The sequence below is a fragment of the Streptomyces sp. NPDC001406 genome (genome assembly GCF_042895285.1).
Classification (GTDB): Bacteria; Actinomycetota; Actinomycetes; order Streptomycetales; family Streptomycetaceae; genus Streptomyces.
In genome coordinates this window covers 34,735-56,017 of sequence record NZ_JBIAWG010000032.1, presented here as the reverse complement: position 1 = coordinate 56,017, position 21,283 = coordinate 34,735, and the positions used below count along the sequence as shown (strand labels likewise).

The 21,283-nt window shown below is 72.0% G+C and carries 7 protein-coding genes; 6 read left to right on the top strand and 1 reads right to left on the bottom strand.

Going from position 1 to position 21,283, the window contains the following annotated elements; translation table 11 throughout:
- The 6 genes from ACFY1J_RS44160 to ACFY1J_RS44135 all read left to right on the top strand — a co-directional run.
- Nucleotides 1-2,679, top strand: a 2,679-nt coding sequence (locus ACFY1J_RS44160) for an SDR family NAD(P)-dependent oxidoreductase (RefSeq protein WP_390733179.1), incomplete at its 5' end; no start/stop codon positions are given.
- Nucleotides 2,680-2,725: 46 nt separating this feature from the next.
- Nucleotides 2,726-12,772: a type I polyketide synthase gene (locus tag ACFY1J_RS44155; RefSeq protein WP_390712831.1), complete on the top strand. Its 10,047-nt coding sequence runs from the start codon at nucleotides 2,726-2,728 to the stop codon at nucleotides 12,770-12,772.
- A gap of 79 nt (nucleotides 12,773-12,851) precedes the next feature.
- A complete protein-coding gene (ccrA, locus tag ACFY1J_RS44150; RefSeq protein WP_390712832.1) occupies nucleotides 12,852-14,108 on the top strand; it encodes a crotonyl-CoA carboxylase/reductase in 1,257 nt (418 codons plus the stop codon).
- A gap of 46 nt (nucleotides 14,109-14,154) precedes the next feature.
- Entirely contained in the window at nucleotides 14,155-15,354 is a 1,200-nt protein-coding gene (locus ACFY1J_RS44145; RefSeq protein WP_390712833.1) for a cytochrome P450, read from the top strand.
- A gap of 588 nt (nucleotides 15,355-15,942) precedes the next feature.
- Nucleotides 15,943-17,157, top strand: a complete 1,215-nt coding sequence (locus tag ACFY1J_RS44140) for a cytochrome P450 (RefSeq protein ID WP_390733178.1) — start codon at nucleotides 15,943-15,945, stop codon at nucleotides 17,155-17,157.
- A gap of 44 nt (nucleotides 17,158-17,201) precedes the next feature.
- Nucleotides 17,202-17,396, top strand: a complete 195-nt coding sequence (locus ACFY1J_RS44135; protein ID WP_390712835.1) for a ferredoxin — start codon at nucleotides 17,202-17,204, stop codon at nucleotides 17,394-17,396.
- A 165-nt stretch (nucleotides 17,397-17,561) separates the two neighbouring features.
- Here ACFY1J_RS44135 and ACFY1J_RS44130 read toward each other — a convergent pair whose 3' ends face one another.
- Nucleotides 17,562-21,053: a BTAD domain-containing putative transcriptional regulator gene (locus ACFY1J_RS44130; RefSeq protein WP_390733177.1), complete on the bottom strand. Its 3,492-nt coding sequence runs from the start codon at nucleotides 21,051-21,053 to the stop codon at nucleotides 17,562-17,564.
- Between the last annotated feature and the right edge of the window lie 230 nt (nucleotides 21,054-21,283).

The window sequence follows — 21,283 nt, the reverse complement described above, 5'->3', positions numbered from 1 at the left end:
GGAGCCGACGAGGCGGTCACCACGATCGCCGACGTCTTCACCCAACAGGGCCGCAAGACGTCCCGGCTGAAGGTCAGCCACGCGTTCCACTCGCCGCTGATGGATCCGATGCTGGAGGAGTTTGCGGAGGTCGTCAGCGGTCTGACGTTCGGTGAGCCGCAGATCCCGGTGGTCTCCAACCTCACGGGCGGCCTGGCGGAGCCGTACACCGCCGGGTACTGGGTCCGTCACGTGCGCGAAGCGGTGCGCTTCGCCGACGGCATCGAGACCCTCGGCGACCTGGGCGTGACCACGTTCGTCGAGATTGGTCCCGGCGGCGTCCTCAGCGGCATGGTGCAGGGCTGTGTGGACGAGGCCGTCACCGTGCCCGTTCTGCGTGGCGACCGCCCCGAGCGGCAGGCACTCGTGACGGCGCTGGCCCATCTGCACACGCACGGCGTGTCCGTGGACTGGAACGCGTTCTTCGCCGGTGCGCGGAAGACCGACCTGCCGACCTATGCCTTCCAGCACGAGCGGTACTGGGTCGACGTCCCCCAAACCGATGCCGCCGCGGTGGCGGACCCGGTGGACGCGGAGTTCTGGGAGACCGTGGAGCGCGGGGACCTGCAGGCCCTCGCCGAGTCCCTGGGCATCGGGGCAGGGGACGCGTTCAGCGACGTGCTGCCGAGGCTGTCGTCGTGGCGGCGGCAGCGCAAGGAGCAGTCCACCGTGGACGGCTGGCGCTACGGCGAGTCGTGGAAAGGGATGTCCGACCGCGCCCCGGAGGGCCCTGCCCGGATCGGTATATGGCTGGTTCCATTCAGCGCTGCGCAACTCGGCGACGGCTGGGTCACCGCCTGCCTCCGCGGGCTGACCGAGCGTGGCATGGCCCCGGTGCCGGTCCCGGTCGAGTCGGCCACCGGCCGTGAGGGCCTGACCGCGCAGCTCGCCCAGGCGGCCGGCGACGAGACCGTGGCGGGCGTCCTGTCGCTGCTCGCCGCCGACGGCGAGGCCGCCCCGGAGGCCGCCGCACTGACCGCCGGCGTCGCGCTGTCCGTCCTGCTCGTCCAGGCCTTGGGCGACGCGGGCATAGGCGCCCCGCTATGGTGCGCGACCCGGAATGCGGTAGGCGTGAGCCCCGCCGATGAGGTGACGGACCCGTACCAGTCCCAGGTCTGGGGTCTGGGCCGGGTGGCGGCACTGGAGCACGCGCCGCGCTGGGGCGGTCTGATCGACCTCCCGGACACGGTCGACGACCGGGTCGTCGACCGACTCGCCACGGTCCTCGGCCAGTCGGCCGAGGACCAGGTCGCGATCCGCGACCGCGGGCTGTTCGTGCGGCGCCTGTCGCGTCTGCCTGCAGCCCGGAGCGACCGTTCGTGGTCGCCGCGCGGCACGGTGCTGATCACCGGTGGTACGGGTGCGCTGGGCGGGCACGTGGCCCGCTGGCTCGCCGGTGCGGGTGCGGAGCACCTGGTGCTCACCAGCCGCCGCGGTCTCGACGCCCCTGGCGCCGTCGGCCTCAAGGCCGAGCTGGAGGAGACGGGCGTACGCGTGACCGTAGCCGCCTGTGACGTGGCCGACCGCGAGGCGCTGACCACGCTACTTGCCGAGCACCCGGTGAACGCCGTCGTCCATACGGCCGGCACCGCCGAGGCGGGCATGCTCGCCGAGACGAGCCTCGGCGACTTCGCGGCGACGGTCGCCGCGAAGGCCGTCGGGGCCGCGCACCTCCACGAACTGCTCGGCGATCAGGAGCTGGACGCCTTCGTCCTCTTCTCCTCCATCTCCGGCGTGTGGGGAGGCGGCGGGCAGGCCGCGTACTCGGCCGCGAACGCCTTCCTCGACGGCCTGGCGCAGCACCGGCGGGCCCGGGGCCTCGCCGCGACCGCGATCGCCTGGGGCCCGTGGGGCGAGGGCGGCATGGTCGCCGACGCCGGGGACGAGGAGCGGCTGCGGCAGCGCGGTCTGACCGTGCTGCGGCCGGACCGGGCGATCTCCGCGCTGCACGGCGAGTTGAGCGGCGGGGACGGCACGGTCACCGTGGTGGACGTGGACTGGGAGCGGTTCGTCGTCCCGTTCACCATCAGCAGGCCGAGCCCGCTGCTGAGCGACCTGCCCGAGGTCAGGGAAGCCCTCGCGGAGGAGCCCGCCGAGCAGGCCGCGGAGCCGTCCGCGCTGAACGCGAAGCTGTCCACGCTGTCCGAAGGCGAACAGCAACGCCTGCTCGTGGACACGGTGTGCGCACACGCGGCGGCCGTACTCGGCCACAGCGGCTCCGCGGCGGTGGAACCGGACCTGGCGTTCCGGGACCTCGGCTTCGACTCCCTGACCGCGGTGGAGCTGCGCAACCTGCTCACTGCCGACACCGGCTTGACCCTGCCCGCGACGCTGGTCTTCGACCACCCGACGCCCGAGGCGATCGCCCGCTACCTGCGGAGCGAACTCGCGGGCGAGAAGGGCCCGGAGGAGGTGTCGGTCTTCAGCGAGCTCGACCGGCTGGAGTCGGTGATCTCGACGGCCGCCTCGGCCGAGGAGACGGTCCGGTCGGGGATGCGGAGGCGGCTGCAGGAACTGCTGTCCCTGGTGAACTCCGCAGGAGAGCAAGGCGCGGAATCCGCCGATGCGCAGCGACAGCTCCAGGACGCGACGGTCGACGACATCTTCGATCTGATCGATCAAGATCTAGAAATTTCCTAGTTCTTGGCGCTCTACCTTTAACGACAGCCGAGGACGGATGAGGCGGATGAGCAGCAACGAAGACAGGCTTCTCGAGTATCTCAAGCGCGTCACCGGAGACCTTCGTCAGGTCCGGGAGCGCCTTCGCGAGGTCGAGGAGAAGGACCAGGAACCGATCGCGATCGTCGGCATGGCGTGCCGGTATCCGGGCGGGGTGCGTTCGCCGGAGGACCTGTGGCAGTTGGTGGCCGCCGGGGGTGACGCGGTCGGCGAGTTCCCGGCGGACCGGGGCTGGGACGTGAAGGACATCTACGACCCGGACCCGGAGGCGACGGGGAAGACGTATGCGCGGCACGGTGGATTCCTGTACGAGGCGGGGGAGTTCGACCCGGGGTTCTTCGGGATCAGCCCGCGTGAGGCCGTGGCGATGGATCCGCAGCAGCGCCTGCTGCTGGAGACCACGTGGGAGACGTTCGAGCGGGCCGGCATCGACGCGGAGTCGGTGCGCGGCAGCCGTACCGGAGTCTTCGTCGGCTCCGGCTATCAGGACTACGTCAACCTCCTGGTCGGGGTGGGCGGCGAGTCCGACGGCCATCTCGGGACCGGCAACTCCGCCAGTGTGATGTCCGGCCGTATCGCCTACAGCTTCGGCCTGGAGGGCCCGGCGGTCACCGTCGACACGGCGTGTTCGTCGTCGCTGGTGGCGCTGCACTGGGCGATCCAGGCGCTGCGCGGCGGCGAGTGCTCCATGGCGCTGGCCGGTGGCGTGCAGGTGATGACCACGCCTACCGCGTTCGTGGAGTTCAGCCGCCAGCGCGGGCTGGCCCCTGACGGACGGTGCAAGGCGTTCGGAGCCGGCGCCGACGGCACCGGCTGGGCCGAGGGCGTCGGCATGCTCCTGGTGGAGCGGCTGTCCGACGCCCGCCGCAACGGGCACCGTGTGCTGGCCGTGGTGCGGGGCAGCGCCGTGAACCAGGACGGCGCGTCCAACGGCCTGACCGCGCCGAACGGCCCCGCGCAGCAGCGGGTCATCCGCCAGGCCCTGGCGTCGGCCGGCCTTTCTCCCGCCCAGATCGACGTCGTCGAGGCGCACGGTACGGGCACGACGCTGGGTGACCCGATCGAGGCGCAGGCGCTGCTTGCCACGTACGGCCGGGAGCGGCCGGAGGACCGGCCGCTGTGGCTGGGCTCGCTGAAGTCCAACATCGGTCACTCGCAGGCGGCCGCGGGTGTCGGCGGCATCATCAAGATGGTCATGGCCATGCGCCACGGAGTGCTCCCGCAGACCCTGCACGTGGACGAGCCGACGCCGCACGTGGACTGGTCGGCGGGCGCGGTACGGCTGCTGACCGAGGCCGTGGAGTGGCCGGAGACCGATCACCCGCGCCGGGCCGCCGTGTCGTCCTTCGGCGTCAGCGGCACCAACGCCCACACCATCATCGAGCAGGCCCCGCCGGCCCAGGACGAGGAGCCCGTAGGGGCTTCCGCCGACGGCCCCCTGGCGTGGGTGCTCTCCGCCAGGAGCGACGCGGCGCTGCAGGCCCAGGCGGCCCGGCTGCTGCCCTTGGTACGGGGCGAGGTCCGGCCACAGGACGTCGGGCTGTCGCTGGCCACGACCCGCGCGGCCATGCGTCACCGGGCCGCGGTCGTGGGGGAGAACCGTGAGGAACTCCTCTTCGGGCTGGAGGACCTGGCCACCGGAACCCCTTCATCCCGTCTGCTGCTGGGGCGCCCGGCCGGCGGCAAGACCGGCTTCCTCTTCTCCGGGCAGGGCTCGCAGCGCATCGGCATGGGGAGCGAGCTGTACGCGGCGTTCCCCGTCTTCGCCACGGCCTACGACGAGGTGTGCGCGCACCTGGACGCCCCGGTCGACGTCGATGCCGAAACGCTTCACCGGACCGGGTGCACCCAGCCCGCGCTCTTCGCGGTCGAGGTGGCCCTGTTCCGGCTCCTCGAATCCTTAGGCGTCCGGCCCGACTTCGTCGTGGGCCACTCCGTGGGGGAGATCGCTGCCGCGCACGTGGCTGGTGCGTTGTCCCTCGACGACGCGGCGAAGCTGGTGTCCGCGCGTGCCGCGCTGATGCAGGCCCTGCCCGCGAGCGGCGCGATGGTCGCCGTGCAGGCCACCGAAGAGGAAGTCCTGCCCCACCTCACCGACGGGGTGAGCATCGCCGCGGTCAACGGCCCCTCGTCGGTGGTGGTTTCCGGAGCCGAGGATGCCGTGCTGGAGATCGTCGAGGTCTTTACCCAACAGGGCCGCAAGACCTCCCGGTTGAAGGTCAGTCACGCGTTCCACTCGCCGCTGATGGACCCGATGCTGGAGGAGTTCGCCGAGGCTGTCCGTGGCCTGGCCTTCGTGAAGCCGCAGCTCCCTGTCGTCTCCAACCTCACGGGTCAGCTCATTGACGTCTACACCCCCGAGTACTGGGTCCGGCACGTGCGCGAGGCGGTCCGCTTCGCCGATGGTGTCCGGACCCTGCACGACCTGGGCGTGAAGACCTTCATCGAGATCGGCCCGGGCGGTGTCCTGAGCGGTATGGCGCAGGGCTGTGTGGACGAGGCCGTCACCGTGCCCGTCCTGCGTGCCGACCGCCCCGAGCGGCAGGCACTCGTGACGGCGCTGGCCCATCTGCACACGCACGGCGTGTCCGTGGACTGGAACGCGTTCTTCGCCGGTGCGCGGAAGACCGACCTGCCCACCTATGCCTTCCAGCACGAGCGGTACTGGGTGCAGACCCCGGAGCCCGCCGCTGCCGCCGCGGTGGCGGACCCGGTGGACGCGGAGTTCTGGGAGACCGTGGAGCGCGGGGACCTGCAGGCCCTCGCCGAGACCCTCGACATCGGGACAGGGGACGCGTTCAGCGACGTGCTGCCGAGGCTGTCGTCATGGCGGCGGCAGCGCAAGGAGCAGTCCGACGTCGACAACTGGCGCTACCGCGAGTCGTGGAAGCGCCTGGGCGAGCTCGCTCCGGCCGGTATCGGCGGCACCTGGCTGTTGGCCGTGCCCGAGGAGGAGCACGAGCAGACCGCCGCGGTCCGCACCGCGCTCACCGCCCGAGGCGCCACTCTGAAGACGCTGGTGGTCGGCGCGGCGAGCGACCGCGTCGGTCTGGCCGGGGAGCTGGCCGGGATCGGGCCGGTCGACGGCGTGCTGTCCCTCCTCGTCACCGGCGACCCCGTGCTGCCCACCCTGCTGCTCGTCCAGGCCCTGGGCGACGCGGGCGTCGACGCACCGCTGTGGTGCCTCACCTCGGGCGCGGTGGCCGTGAGCGGCTCCGACGCCGTACGCGACGCCCGGCACACCCAGGTCTGGGGCCTGGGCCGCACCGTCGCCCTGGAGCTGCCCCGGCGCTGGGGCGGCCTGATCGACCTGCCGGAGTCCGTCGACGACCTGGCTGCCGCACGCCTGGCCGACGTGCTGGGACAGGCGCTGACGGGCCGGTGGGAGGAGGACCAGCTCGCCGTCCGCGCCTCCGGCGTCTTCGCCCGGCGGCTCGCCCACGCACCGGCACGGGCGGCCAGCCGCCGCTGGCAGCCCCGCGGCACCGTCCTCATCACCGGTGGTACGGGTGCGCTGGGCGGCCACGTCGCCCGCTGGCTGGCGCGCGGCGGCGCCGAACACCTCGTCCTCACCAGCCGCCGGGGCGCGGACGCCCCGGGCGCCGCCGCTCTGCGGGACGAGTTGGAGGCCCTCGGCGCCCGCGTCACGCTCGCCGCCTGCGACGTGGCCGACCGCGATGCCGTGGCGGCCCTGCTCGCCGAGCACGCCTTCACCGCCGTCGTGCACGCCGCCGGAGTCGCCGACGCCGGCCTGGTGGACGCCACCACCCCGGCCGCCTTCGCCGCCGCGCTCGCCGCCAAGGTCGGCGGCGCGGTGCACCTGGACGAGCTGCTGGGTGATCAGGAGCTGGACGCCTTCGTTCTCTTCTCCTCCATCTCCGGCGTCTGGGGCAGCGGCGGCCAGGCCGCCTACGCCGCCGGCAACGCCTTCCTCGACGGTCTCGCCCGGCAGCGCCGCGACCGCGGCCTCACCGCGACCGCGGTGTCCTGGGGCCCCTGGGCCGACGGCGGCATGGTCGAGGACGGCGACGACGAGGAGCGGCTGCGCCGCCGCGGCCTCCGCGCGATGACCCCCACATTGGCGATCACCTCCCTGCAGCGCGCGCTCGATCGCGACGAGACGCTGCTGACCGTGGCCGACGTGGACTGGTCGCGCTTCATCGTGCCGTTCACCCTCGGCCGGCCCAGCCCGCTGCTCGGCGACCTCCCCAAGGTGCGCGCGACGCTCGCCGAAGATGCCCCCGAGGCGGGCCGCGGCTCCGGGGCGCTCGCCGAGAGCCTGGCCGGGCTGTCGTACGAAGACCGTGCACGCGCCCTCGTGGACCTCGTGCGCACGCACGCCGCGGCCGTCCTCGGCCACCGCGGAGCGGGCGCCGTCGAGGCCGACCGTCCTTTCCGGGACCTCGGCTTCGACTCCCTGACCGCGGTGGAACTCCGCAACCGGATCAACGAGGCCACCGGCCTCGCCCTGCCCACGACGGTGGTCTTCGACCACCCCACGGCCGCGGACCTCGCCGCCCACCTGCTCGCCGAACTCACCGGCGGCCAGGACGCGAAGGCCACGGCCGCGGCGGCCGCCGCGGTGCTGGACGAGCCGATCGCCATCATCGGAATGGCCTGCCGCTACCCCGGTGGCGTGCGCTCGCCCGAGGACCTGTGGGAGCTGGTCGCCTCCGGCCGCGACGCGATCTCCCGCTTCCCCGGCAACCGCGGCTGGGACGTAGAGGCGCTCTACCACCCGGACCCCGACCATCCCGGCACCACGTACACCACCCAGGGCGGATTCCTGCACGACGCGGACGAGTTCGACCCCGCGGTCTTCGGAATCAGCCCACGTGAGGCCCTCGCCATGGACCCGCAGCAGCGCCTGCTGCTGGAGACCACCTGGGAGGCCTTCGAGCGCGCCGGGATCGCCCCCGACGCGATGCGCTCCACTGCCACGGGCGTCTTCGTCGGCACTGGCTACCAGGACTACACCGGCCGCCCGCTCAAGGTGCCCGACGGCGTCGAGGGCTACATCCCCAGCGGCAACGCGGCCAGCGTGATCTCCGGCCGGCTCTCCTACACCTTCGGCCTGCAGGGTCCGTCGGTCACCGTCGACACCGCGTGCTCGTCCTCGCTGACCGCCCTCCACCTCGCCGTGCAGGCGCTGCGCAACGGCGAGTGCTCCATGGCACTGGCCGGCGGCGTGATGGTGATGGCCGGACCGTCCGCGTTCACGATGTCGAGCCGGCAGCGCGCGCTGTCCGCCGACGGCCGCTGCAAGGCGTTCTCCTCGTCCGCCGACGGCACCGGTTTCGCCGAGGGCGTGGGCCTGGTCCTGGTGGAGCGGCTGTCCGACGCTGGCCGCAACGGGCACGAGGTCCTGGCCGTCGTGCGGGGCAGCGCGGTCAACCAGGACGGCGCCTCCAACGGCCTGACCGCGCCCAGCGGCAAGGCCCAGCAGCAGGTCATCCGGCAGGCGCTGGCCAATGCCCGGCTCGCTGCGGACGAGGTGGACGCCGTGGAGGCCCACGGCACCGGAACCCGGCTCGGCGATCCGATCGAGGCGCAGGCGCTGCTGGCCACGTACGGCAAGGAGCGTTCCGAGGGCCGGCCGCTGTGGCTCGGCTCGCTGAAGTCCAACATCGGCCACGCGCAGGCGGCCGCGGGCGTCGGCGGCGTCATCAAGATGGTGATGGCGATCCGCAGCGGCATCCTGCCGCAGACGCTGCACGTCGATGAGCCGACCCCGGACGTCGACTGGGCCGGCGGGAACGTGCGCCTGCTCACCGAGCAGACCGCCTGGCCCGACCAGGACAGGCCACGGCGTGCGGCCGTCTCCTCGTTCGGGCTGAGCGGCACCAACGTGCACACCATCATCGAGCAGGCTCCGCAGACCGCACCCGCCGCCGAGGGCGAGCAGACCCCCGTAGCGCAGGACGCTACCGCCGCCCGGCCCCTGGACGTGTTCCCGTGGGCGCTGTCCGCGAAGACCGCCCGGTCCCTGCGCGAGCAGGCCCGCCGGCTGATGAACCACCTCGACCGCACCGAAGGGCTCTCGCTGCCCGACGTCGGCCGCGCCCTCGTCACCACACGGACGCGGCTGGAGCAGCGGGCCGTGGTCGTCGGCCACGACCGGCACGAGCTGCGGGCCGGGCTCGCGGCGCTCGCCGACGGCAAACCCGCGGACACCGTGGTCCAGGGCACCGCCGCAGCCTCCGGCAGGGTCGCCTTCGTCTTCCCCGGTCACGGCTCGCAATGGACCGAGATGGCCCGCGAACTGCTGGACACTTCCCCGGTCTTCGCCGAGCAGGCGAAGGCCTGCGCCGAGGCGTTCGCCCCCTACGTCGGCTGGCCGCTGCTCGAGGTCCTGCGCGCCGAGCCGGGCGCACCGGGCATGACCGAGGTGGAGGTCGCCCAACCCGCGCTGTTCACGGTGATGGTGTCGCTGGCCGCCCTGTGGCGCTCCTACGGTGTGACGCCCGCCGCCGTCGTCGGCCACTCGCAGGGCGAGGTCGCCGCCGCATATGTCGCGGGCGCGCTGACACTGGACGACGCGGCCCGGATCGTGGCCCTGCGCAGCCGCTCCCTGACCAAGCTCATCGGCAAGGGCGCGATGCTCGCGGTCGCCATGCCCGCCGACCGGGCCCGCGCGAGGCTGGAGAAGTACGGGGACCGGCTGTCGGTCGCCGCCGTGAACGGGCCCGCCGCCCTGACCGTCTCCGGAGAGCCCGATGCGGTCGACGAACTCCTGGCGGAACTCGAAGCCGAGGGCGTGCGCGTGCGCAAGGTCCGCGGCGCCACCGGAGCCGGGCACTCCGCCCAGGTCGAGAGCCTGCGCCCCGAACTGCTTGAGCTGCTGGCCCCGGTCACCCCGGGCGCGGCGGACGTCCCCTTCTACTCCGCGGTGACCGGCACCGTGCTGGACACCACCGCCCTGGACGCCGAGTACTGGTACCGCAACGCGCGGCACACGGTGGAGTTCGAGCGGACCGTACGGACGCTGCTGGCGGACGGACACGGGGTGTTCGTCGAGTGCAGCCCGCACCCGCTGCTGGCCGGCGCGGTGCAGGAGATCGCGGAGGAATCCGGTGCCGACGCCGTGACCGGCGCCTCGCTGCGCAGAGGCCAGGGCGGCATGGACCGCTTCCTGCGCTCCGTGTCCGAACTGCACGTGAGCGGCGTACCCGTCGACTTGACGGTCCCCTTCGCCGGGCGTCCGGTACGGCCCGTGGATCTGCCGACGTACGCGTTCCAACGGCAGCGGTACTGGCTGGAGAACGCCGACCCGGTACCTGTGGGTGCTGATCCGGTCGAGGCCGGGTTCTGGGAGCTGGTGGAGAACACGGACCTGCCCGGGCTTGCCGATGAACTCGGGGCGGACGACGCCGCCCTCGTCGGCCCGGCGCTGCCGGTGCTGTCCGCGTGGCGTCGGCGCAGCCGCGAGAAGTCCACGGTGGACGGCTGGCGCTACCGCGTCTCCTTCCGGCGGCTGACCGACCACCCGGCCCCCGGCCTGGACGGCCTGTGGCTCGCCGTCCTCCCCGCCGGACTGGCGGACGAGCAGTGGGCGCCCTGCGTTGTCGGCGTGCTCGGCGCCCACGGCGCCAAGGTGCGGGTCGTCGAACTCCCCGTCGACTGCGACCGATCGCAGGCCGCGAAGCGGCTCGCCGAGGAACTCGGCGGCGAACAGCCCGCCGGTGTCCTGTCGATGCTCGGCCTCGCCCCCGGCTGCCACCCGGCCCACCCGACGTTGTCCGCGAGCCTCGCCACGACCGTCACCCTGGTGCAGGCGCTGGGCGACGTGGACGTCCAGGCACCGCTGTGGTGTGCGACCAGCGGAGCCGTGTCCACCGGAGTCACCGACCCGCTGCGCGACGCCGGCCAGGCACAGCTCTGGGGCGTGGGCGTCGTCGCCGCACTGGAACTGCCCCGGCGCTGGGGCGGTCTCGTCGACCTGCCCGAGAAGCTGGACGAGCACGCGCTGCGCCGCCTGGCCGGAGCGCTGGCCCAGCACGACGAGGATCAGCTCGCCGTACGTGTCGACGGCGTGTACGGCCGGCGCATGGTCCGGGCGCGGCCCGCCGACGTGGAACCCGCGACACCGTGGCAGCCTCGCGGCACCGTCCTGGTCACCGGCGGAACCGGCGGCGTGGGCCGCCACCTGGCCCGTTGGCTGGCCGGCGCGGGCGCCCAGCACTTGGTGCTCACCAGCAGGAGCGGACCCGACGCCCCCGGTGCGCAGGAACTGCACGCGGAGCTGACCGCCCTGGGCGCCGAAGTGACCGTCGCCGCCTGCGACATCGCCGACCGCGATGCGGTCGCGCGGCTGCTCGCCGGCATCGAGTCCCGGCACCCGCTCACCGCGGTGCTGCACGCCGCCGGCACGGCACGGTCGTCCCTGCTGGCCGACGCCGGTCTCGACGAGTTCGCCGAAGCCGCGGCCGCCAAGGTCACCGGCGCCATCCACCTCGACGAGTTGCTCGACGGCCGTGAGCTGGACGCTTTCGTCCTCTTCGCCTCCGGTGCCGGCGTCTGGGGCAGCGGGGGGCAGGCCTCCTACGCCTCCGCCAACGCCTTCCTCGACGCCCTGGCACTGCGGCGGCGGGCCCGCGGCCTGACCGCGACCTCGGTCGCCTGGGGCGGCTGGGCGGGCGGCGGCATGGTCGGCGACGCGGTCCAGGAGCGCGGCGAGCGGCGGGGACTGGGCGTCATGGTCCCCGAGCTCGCGATCTCCGCCCTGCGCCAGGCCGTCGAGCACGACGAGGCGTCCCTCACCGTCGCCCCCATCGACTGGGAGAAGTTCCTGCCCGCTTTCACCGTGGGACGGCCCAGCCCGCTGCTGGCCGACCTGCCCGACGTACAGCGGCTCCTGGAGGCCGAGCAGGCCGTCGGCAAGGAGATCGGCGCCGGAGCGGCGCTGGCGACCGAGCTCGCCGCACTCGCCCCGGCCGAGCAGGAGGAGCGGCTGCTGGAGCACATCCGCGCCCAGAGCGCCGTGGTCCTCGGTCACGCGTCGGCCGAGGACGTGCTGCCCACCGCGCACTTCCTGGAGCTCGGCTTCGACTCGCTCACCGCGATCGACCTGCGCCGGCGCCTGTCGGCGGCGACCGGTCTCCGCCTGCCCGCCGGACTGGCCTTCGACCATCCCACGCCTGCCAGGCTTGCCAAGCACCTGTTGACGCGGCTCCAGGGCGCCGGCCGCGGCGCGGCGGAGGAGCGGCCCGCCGACATGCTGGTGCAGCTCTACCGGCACGCGAGCGAGAACGGGACGGCCGCCGAGGCCATGGGGATGCTGATGGAGGCGGCCCGCTTCCGGCCTTCGTTCGAGCGGTCTGAGGAACTGGCCCAGCGGCCGGCCCCGGTACGGCTGTCGCAAGGCGGCCATCCCCTCGCGCTGATGTGCTTCTCGCCGTACGTCGTACCGGCCGGGGCGCACCAGTACGCGCGGTTCGCCGCACCCTTCCGCGACCGGCTGGACGTGTGGGCGCTGGCCCACCCCGGCTACGAGAAGGGCGAGCCGGTCCCGTCCGACCCGGACGCCGTGCTCCGGCTGCACGCGCAGACCGTACGGGAGTGCGCCGGCGGAAAGCCGGTCGTCCTGCTCGGCTACTCCTCGGGCGGCTGGATCGCCCACGGCGTGGCGGCACACCTGGAGGCCATGGGCGAGCAGCCGGCGGCCGTGGTGATGGTCGACAGCTTCAGCCGCGAGGTTCCCTTCGACCACCAGGTGCTCAACGCGATGGCCCAGGCGCAGTCGCAGCGCCTGGACTTCATGAGGTCCGGCGGCGAACAGCTCACCGCGATGGGCCGCTATATGCGCCTGTTCGACGACTGGGCCGCGCCGCAGATCGCCGCGCCGACCCTGCTTGTACGGGCGAGCGAACCCATGCTGGCCGACGCCGCGGACGGCGACGGGCGCGCGGCACCGCCCGAGCACGTGGACACGATCGTCGAAGTGACCGGAAACCACTACTCGATGTTGGAGGACCACGTCGGCACCACCGCGGCGGCGGTGGACTCCTGGCTGGCTGACGTCGTCACCGATTCGTCCGGCCCCGCCGCACCTTGAGGACGCAACGACCGCATGACCGGCCCGCGACCACCGCGAGCACCCCAGACCTGGACACAGCAGATGTGGGAGAGAAAACATGACGAAGGCTCTCTACGAGATAGGCGAGACCCCGCCCCTCGGTGATGTCCCGCGGCAGATGTACGCCTCGGTGATCCGCCAGAACCGCTTCGGAGAGCCGAAGCAGGCGTTCCGCACCGAGGTCGTCGACACCCCCCAGGTGGGCCGGGGCCAGGTGCTGGTCTATGTGATGGCCGCCGGCATCAACTACAACAACGTGTGGTCCTCGCTGGGCGAGCCGGTCGACGTCATCGGGATGCGGCAGCGCCAGGGCCAGCCCGAGGACTTCCACATCGGAGGCTCGGAGGCCTCCGGCGTGGTGTGGGCCGTCGGCGAAGGCGTCCGCAACGTCAAGGTGGGTGACCACGTGCTGCTCACCAGCGGCCAGTGGGACGAGGCCGCCGCGGACATCCGGATGGGCACGGACCCTCTGGTCTCGGAGAGCATCAAGGCCTGGGGGTACGAGACCAACTACGGTTCCTTCGCGCAGTTCTGCCGCGTCGACGAGTACCAGTGCCACCCCAAGCCCGCCCGTCTGTCGTGGGAGGAGTCGGCGGCCTTCCTGCTCACCGGGCCCACCGCCTACCGGCAGCTGTTCGGCTGGCAGGGCAACACGGTCCGCCCCGGCGACCCCGTGCTGATCTGGGGCGGTGCGGGCGGCCTCGGCTCGATGGCCATCCAGCTCGTCAGGCTGGCCGGTGGCATCCCGATCGCCGTGGTCTCCAGCGAGGACCGCTCCGAGTACTGCCGCCGCCTCGGGGCGGCGGGCACCATCAACCGCCGCGACTTCGACCATTGGGGCCGGCTGCCCGATGTCGGGGACGGCGAGGCGTCGTCACGGTTCCTGCGCGGCGCTCGCGGGGTCGGCAAGAAGATCTGGGAGATTCTCGGTGAGCGCAAGTCTCCGCGGATCGTGCTGGAGCACAGCGGCCAGGACACCCTGCCGACCTCGATGTACCTGTGCGACAACGCCGGCATGGTGGTGATCTGCGGTGGCACCTCCGGTTACAACGGAGACGTCGACCTACGCCACCTGTGGATGCGCTCCAAGCGCCTCCAGGGCTCGCACTACGCCGACACCCGCCAGTGCCGCGAGGTCATCAACCTCGTCGGCGCCGGCATGCTCGACCCCTGTCTGTCCGTCTGTGACGGCTTCCAGGACATCGGGCGCATGCACCAGATGATGCACGACAACGTGCACCCCTCCGGGAACATGGCCGTCCTCGTGAACGCGCCTCGGCGCGGCGAGACCGCGCTCGAACTCGCCGCCGCCTGACCGTCCCCGTCGTACGAACCCGTTTCCCACCAGCGCAAGGAGAGTCATGCCCGAGCCCACCGCCGACGCGCCCGCCGTCCCCAAGGCCCGCAGCTGCCCGTTCCTGCCGCCGGACGGCATCGCCGACATCCGGGCGGCCGCCCCGGTGACCCGGGCCACCTTCACCAGCGGCCACGAGGCGTGGCTGGTGACTGGCTACGAGGAGGTGCGCGCCCTGCTGCGCGACCCCTCGTTCAGCGTCCAGGTGCCCCACGCGCTGCACACCCAGGACGGCGTCGTCACCCAGAAGCCCGGCCGCGGCAGCCTGCTGTGGCAGGACGAGCCGGAGCACACGTTAGACCGCAGGCTGCTCGCCAAGGAGTTCACCGTCCGGCGCATGCAGGCGCTCCGGCCGAACATCCAGCGCATCGTCGACGAGCACCTCGATGCCATGGAGGCGCGGGGCGGCCCGGTCGACCTGGTGAAGACCTTCGCCAACCCGGTGCCTTCCATGGTGATTTCGGACCTGTTCGGTGTCCCGGTCGAGCGCCGGGCGGAGTTCCAGGAAATCGCCGAGGCGATGATGCGGGTCGACCAGGACGCCGCCGCCACCGAGGCCGCCGGCATGCGCCTGGGCGGGCTGCTCTACCAGCTCGTCCAGGAGCGCCGGGCCAACCCCGGTGACGACCTGATCTCGGCGCTGATCACCACCGAGGACCCCGATGGTGTCGTCGACGACATGTTCCTCATGAACGCGGCCGGCACCCTGCTGATAGCGGCCCACGACACCACCGCCTGCATGATCGGCCTCGGCGCGGCGCTGCTCCTCGACCGCCCCGACCAGCTGGCACTGCTTCGCGAGGACCCGTCGCTGGTCGGCAACGCAGTCGAGGAGCTGCTGCGCTACCTCACCATCGGCCAGTTCGGCGGCGAGCGCGTCGCCACCCGGGACGTGGAGCTCGGTGGCGTGCGCATCGCCGAGGGCGAGCAGGTCGTCGCGCACGTCCTCGCCGCGGACTTCGACCCCGCCCTCGTGGAGGAGCCGGAGCGCTTCGACATCACCCGCCGTCCAGCCCCGCATCTGGCCTTCGGCTTCGGCGCACACCAGTGCATCGGCCAGCAGCTCGCCCGGATCGAGCTGCAGATCGTCTTCGAGACCCTCTTCCGCCGTTTCCCGACCCTGCGCCTGGCCAAGCCCGTCGAGGAGCTCCGCTTCCGCACCGACATGGTCTTCTACGGCGTGCACGAGCTGCCCGTCACCTGGTGACCTCCGCACCACGGCCCACTCCCGCAGGAGATCAGCGCCTGCGGATCGCGTGCGCTGATCACGCCTTCCGTCGCCGCCTCGCGTCGGGGGCGGCCAAGGCCGCCATGCACACCAGGGGTTGCCCTGCTTAGGGCGCATGGCCGCCGGACCTGGAGATTCCGCATGTCGGTCCTCGTGCCGCCGTGACTCTCCCGCCGCTGCCCCGGTCCTCGCGCTGGGCTGTCCCCGAAGCCGCTTGCCGCGCGCCACAGCCCGACGCAACGGCGGTCGCGTCCCCAGGCGGCCCAGCGCGCAGTCCCGTTCACCGAGGCTGCCGTCACCGAGCGCGGCGACGGTTCGTACTCCGTGCCCCGGCACGCGCCCGGCGTCCGGTCGGTGACCCGGTGCTCCAACGGTCGGCCGGTCGACCAAGGCGGCGCCGAGGAGCCCGTGACAGCGGCCCGCGGCCCCGTTGCCTGACGAAGGTTCCGGGGCCGGCCGGGTGCCGACCGGACTGCGCACGGCCTTGCTGACGGACTGAAACCTGTTTCCCGTAGCCCATCACTCACCGATGAACGACCGCACTGCCGATTGTTCGAAAGGCACAACATGACCGAGACCGAAATCCGCCTCACCGGGTCGCAGGCCCCGTCCTTCCCTCAGGACCGGACCTGCCCGTACCAGCCGCCGAAGGCCTACGCGGAATGGCGGGGCGGTAGCCCGCTGACGCAGGTCACGCTGTTCGACGGCCGACCGGCGTGGCTGATCACCGGGCATGCCGAGGGACGGGCGCTGCTCGTCGATCCCCGGCTGTCTTCCGACTGGGGTCACCCGGTCTTCCCCGTCGTCGTCCAGCGCACCGAGGACCGCGGCGGCCTCGCCTTCCCGCTGATCGGCGTCGACGATCCCCTGCACGCTCGGCAGCGGCGCATGCTGATCCCCAGCTTCGGCGTCAAGCGCATGAACGCCATGCGTCCCAGGCTTCAGAGCCTCGTCGACCGGCTCTTGGACGACATGCTGGCGAAGGAGCCGGGCGCAGACCTGGTGTCGGCCTTCGCCCTGCCGGTGCCCTCCATGGCGATCTGCGAGCTCCTCGGCGTCCCGTACGGCGACCACGACTTCTTCGAGGAGTGCTCCCGCAACTTCGTGGGCGCCGCGACGTCGGCGGAGGCCGACGCGGCCTTCGGCCGGCTGTACACGTATCTGCACGGCCTGGTCGGGAAGAAGCAGGCCGAGCCTGAGGACAGCCTGCTGGACGAGCTGATCGCACGCCAGTTGGAGGAGGGCGAGCTGGACCACAACGAGGTGGTCATGATCGCGCTGGTCCTGCTGGTGGCCGGCCACGAGACCACCGTCAACGCGATCGCCCTCGGAGCCCTCACGCTCATCCAGCACCCCGAACAGATCGACGTGCTGCTGCGCGACCCGGGTGCGGTCTCAGGGATGGTCGAAGAGCTGCTGCGGTTCACCTCCGTCTCCGACTACATCGTCCGGATGGCCAAGGAGGACATCGATGTCGGCGGCGAGACCATCAAGGCCGGGGACGCGGTGCTGGTCTCCATCACGCTGATGAACCGAGACGCCAAGGCGTACGAGAACCCCGACATCTTCGACGCCCGGCGCAACGCACGTCACCACGTCGGCTTCGGCCACGGCATCCATCAGTGCCTGGGGCAGAATCTCGCCCGCGCCGAGCTCGAGATCGCCCTTGGCACGCTTTTCGCCCGCATCCCGGGCCTGCGGCTGGCCGTACCCCTGGACGAGGTGCCCATCAAGGCCGGCCACGACGCCCAGGGCCCGATCGAGTTCCCCGTCACCTGGTGAGGGCCCGGGCGGAGGGAATGGAAGGAAGGAAGGCGAGCCACGCCATGCGCATCACCATCGACCGCGACCGGTGCATCGGCTCCGGCCAGTGCGTCATGACCGCGCCCGGCGTCTTCACACAGGACGACGACGCGCTGGTCGCCCTGGTCCCGGGACATGAAAACGGGGCGGAGGACCCGCGCGTGCACGACGTCCCCATGGCCTGTCCGGTACAGGCGGTCGCGATCTACGAGGACTGAGCGGCATCGGCCGTAAGGCGTGGGGTCCTCCGCAACCGTGCGAGCGGTGGCTCTCCGGGGGCCGGGGCGGCCAGCGCCACCGCTTGCCGGAATCCCGCAGCGGCGCATCCCGGCTGTGGGAACCGGATGGGTCGAGCGACGAGGCAGAGCATGGGGCCACCGCGCTCATCGGCCGGAGTCGGGCCCGTCGCGTCCTGGGCTCCGGCCCGTGAGCGCGTCGTCGGCACCGTGGCTCAGCAGTTCGTGGAGCAGCGGGGTCGCGGGCAGTGCCGGGTGGAGGTACACGCGCTCGCGGCGTTGTTCGACGGCGGCCAGCAGCTTCCGGAAGGTGGTCCTCGCCTCCTCGATCCGCCCGCCGTGATGTTGCGCCTGGCCCAACAGGCCCAGGTGGAGCGGGTGGCGTAAGTACGTCCTGGACTGGCCCAATTCGGCCAGCGAAGTGTGCATGAGGGCGAGGCCGTCGTCGTGATTTCCTGTGTGCGCGAGGCCCCACCCTTTGACGACGCCCAGCATTGCCTTCCAGTAGAGAAGTCCGTGTTCGCCCGCGACGCGGGCGCCTTCGTCGCTCGAGGCGAGTGCGGTGCGGGTGTCACCCTCCCACGCCGCCACGACCCCGTCCACGTACAGCGCGAAGGAGCGGTCGGACGGCCTGCTTTCGTGCTCGGTGAGGCTCAACAGCTCACGTCGGCGCGCGCCGGCGGTCTGCCGGTGTCCTAGGAGCCAGTGGGTGAAGGTGTCGTAGGAGCGGCAGGAGACGCGTGGGTCGTGCTGGAAGGTACGCGCCAGCTCATGACCCTCCTCTGCGAAACGATCCGCCATGCCGACGCCGCGCTCCAGTTCGGCGAGCGCCTGCGGGAGCATTCCGCGCACATGCAGCACGATGCCTTCGCCATACGCCGCACCGAGCAGCGCCACGGGGTCCTGGGTCTGCCGCGAGATGTCCCGGAGCAGGCCGGAGAACTGCCGCGAGGCGTCGTAGCGTCCGGTGACCAGGTATGCCGTGCACAGTGCCCAGAGCACCGACGGGTCCTCGGGGGCATGAGTGGCTGTGCTGAGGGCGCGACCGCGCGTCAGTGCCGTCTCGGCCTCGGGGTGGCCGTAGCCGCGAGTGGTGGCGAGTACCTGGCCCAGTTGGATGTGCAGCTTCTGTTCCAACCTCACGGTGGCGGGATCGTCCGGCGCTAGGAAGCCGACCAGGTGCACTGCGCGGCGCAGCCAGATCTCCACCTGCTCGTACGCCATGGACTGCTCGGCGTGCGCCGCGGCGAGCAGCAGCCGAGGCAGCACCTCGGCGGGGGACAGTGCCCTCTTGGCGTGCCAGCTGTGATGTGCCACCCGCTCGATCTCCTCGTCCCCCACTTGCCCGCGCCTGCGTGCGCTCAGCGCGTCGGCGACCCTGGCGTGCAGGCGGTGGCGGTCCTCACGGGGGAGCTCGTCGACGAGCGTCTCCTGGACCAGGGCGTGAGCGAAGTGCAGCCGCCCCGGATGGCGGGGGTCCTCCCCGAGCAGGCCGGCACGGATGGCCGACTCGAGACCACCGATGACCGGTTCGTCGGGCGTGGCGGTCCGGTGCAGCAGGTCGGTGTCCACCTCGGCGCCGATGACGGCGCACAGTCGAAGCACCCGCAGGACCGGCTCGGGCAGCGCGGCGAACCGCTGGTGCAGCGCCTCGCGTACGCCGGTGGGAATGTGAGCCAGGAGCGCGTCAACCGCATCCGGGCGATGGAGTTTACGCGCATCGCCCACGAGGGAGAGAAGCTGCATCACAAAGTACGGGTTGCCTTCGCTGCGCCGGTGCAGGACCTCGACAACCTCCGGGTCCACACCGGACCCGGCATGTGCCTCGACGAGGGCGCCGACGGACTGCAGGGAGAGCCCACAGAGCCGCAGCGTCTCGGTCCTGGGGCCGCGTAGCACGTCGGAGACCATCCGGCGCAGGGTTGCGTCCGACTCGGCCTCGAACTTCCGGGCCGTGAGCACGATGCCCAGCGGATGGCCCTGGCAGCGGGTGCTCAGTAGCCTGAGCAGGTCGAGGGAGGCGGTGTCCGCCCATTGGAGATCTTCGAGGAGCAGCACGAGCGGGTGCTGCGCGGCGAGGGAGAGTAACACCTCGCAGACCGCGTCGTGGGCGAGGAAGCGGGCCTGGCACCAGTCGGAGGCCCATCTCGGGCCTCCGGTCCGGGCCGCCGACCGCTCGGGCATCAGTGGGGCGAGCAGAGCGCCGTACGGTTCCGTCGCCTCGCGAAAGGCTTCCGGCCGGGTGGCGGACAGCCGCCGCAGGATCTGGGTCCACAGCCAGTAGGCGGGGACGCCTTCGCCGGGGAAGCAGTGGCTCCAGACCACCTCCAACCTGGAGCCCTTCTCATGCGCGTCCATGCTCTCCAGACGTGCCGCAAGTTCCAGCAGCAGGCGGGTCTTTCCGACTCCTGGGGGGCCGAGGACGCCGGCCACATGGCCGTGGCCCACGACCGCGCTCGCGGCGGCGGTCGTCAGGCGGTCGAGCTCCTGGCTGCGACCGGTGAACGGCGAAGAGGCAGCCGTCCACCCCGACTCGAACTCCGGGGATTCCCCAGCTGCCGGGGCGGCTGCCGGCTGCTGTTCCGGCCCGGGTACAGGCCGCCACTGGGCTGTCCCGGCTTGCGTGCCGGCGGCATCCGCCCGCGCGCCCGGCGGCACATCGGTTCGCGCCTCCGGGCGGGCGTCGCGCTCGACGGCCGCGCCGGAGTCGTCTGTCCCGTTGGCGTCATCGGTTGCCACCGCTGTGCCGTGCCCCCGGGGCGTGACGGCCGTCTTGCCGTCCCAGGAGCCTTCGAAGCCCTTGGAGTTCTGCACTCCGTCGTCACCGATATCGTTCATCACGAGCGGGACATGTGACGCTCCGGTGGACTCAAGTAGTGTGGGAGACAGCTTCTTCGAGGGGGCGCTCGCTCCCGGATCCTGGCGCAGGATCGCGTTTCTGACCCGGCGTAGTTCGGCTGCGGTGTCAACGCCGAACTCCTCGACCAGATGACTACGCGTCCGCTCATACACCTCGAGCGCCTCGGCCTGCCGCCCGAGCCGGGACAGTGCCGTCATGAGGTGGCCGACCAGCCGCTCCCGCGTGGGATGACGGCGCGCCTCCCCGTCCAGATCGGCGGCGACCTCTTCGGCCGCGCCGAGAGCCAGCCGCGCCTCCGCGCGGGACTCGACGGCGGTGAGCCGGATCTGTTCGAGTCGGGTGCACTCGTCGCTGAGCGGCGGATGGCTGTCGAACTCCGCGTAGGGCGAGCCGTGCCACAGCCCCAAGGCCTCGGTGAGCCGGGCGTGCGCGGTGCGCGGATCGTGCTGCTCCAGCAGCCGCCGTCCGTCGGTGACCAGACGCTCGAAGCGGCAGGCATCGACCTGTTCGGGATCGAGATCGAGGACGTAACCGGGCGTCCGATGACGCAGCACCGAAATTTGGCCTGTTCCTGCCTTTGTGTCCAGGGACCGGCGCAGATGAGAGACATGGCTTTGGAGCGTGGCGACGGCGTGACGGGGCGCTCCGTCACCCCACAGTTCCTCGACGAGCAGTTCGGTGGGCACCACGCGGCCAAGGCGGATGAGCAGCAGGGCGAGCAGTGTTCGCCGGCGTGGCGGGCCGAGCGGCAGGTCATGCCCGTTGTGTCGCGCCGACATGGGCCCCAGAACGCTCAGTAAGAGCGCAGCCTGGCCGGTCGTCGTGGGTGACACGTTCGCGGTCGGAGGTAACGGCATGAACGGTCCCCATCGTGCTTGCGGATATGGCTGACGGACGGTTTTGAACTGGCTGGTCTCACACCGTCCTCTGCGGATCCTGGCATAGCGAACGACGCCTTCCAAGCTGGAGATCCATCGATTGGCAAGAAATCGGCAGGTGTTCGGCAAGG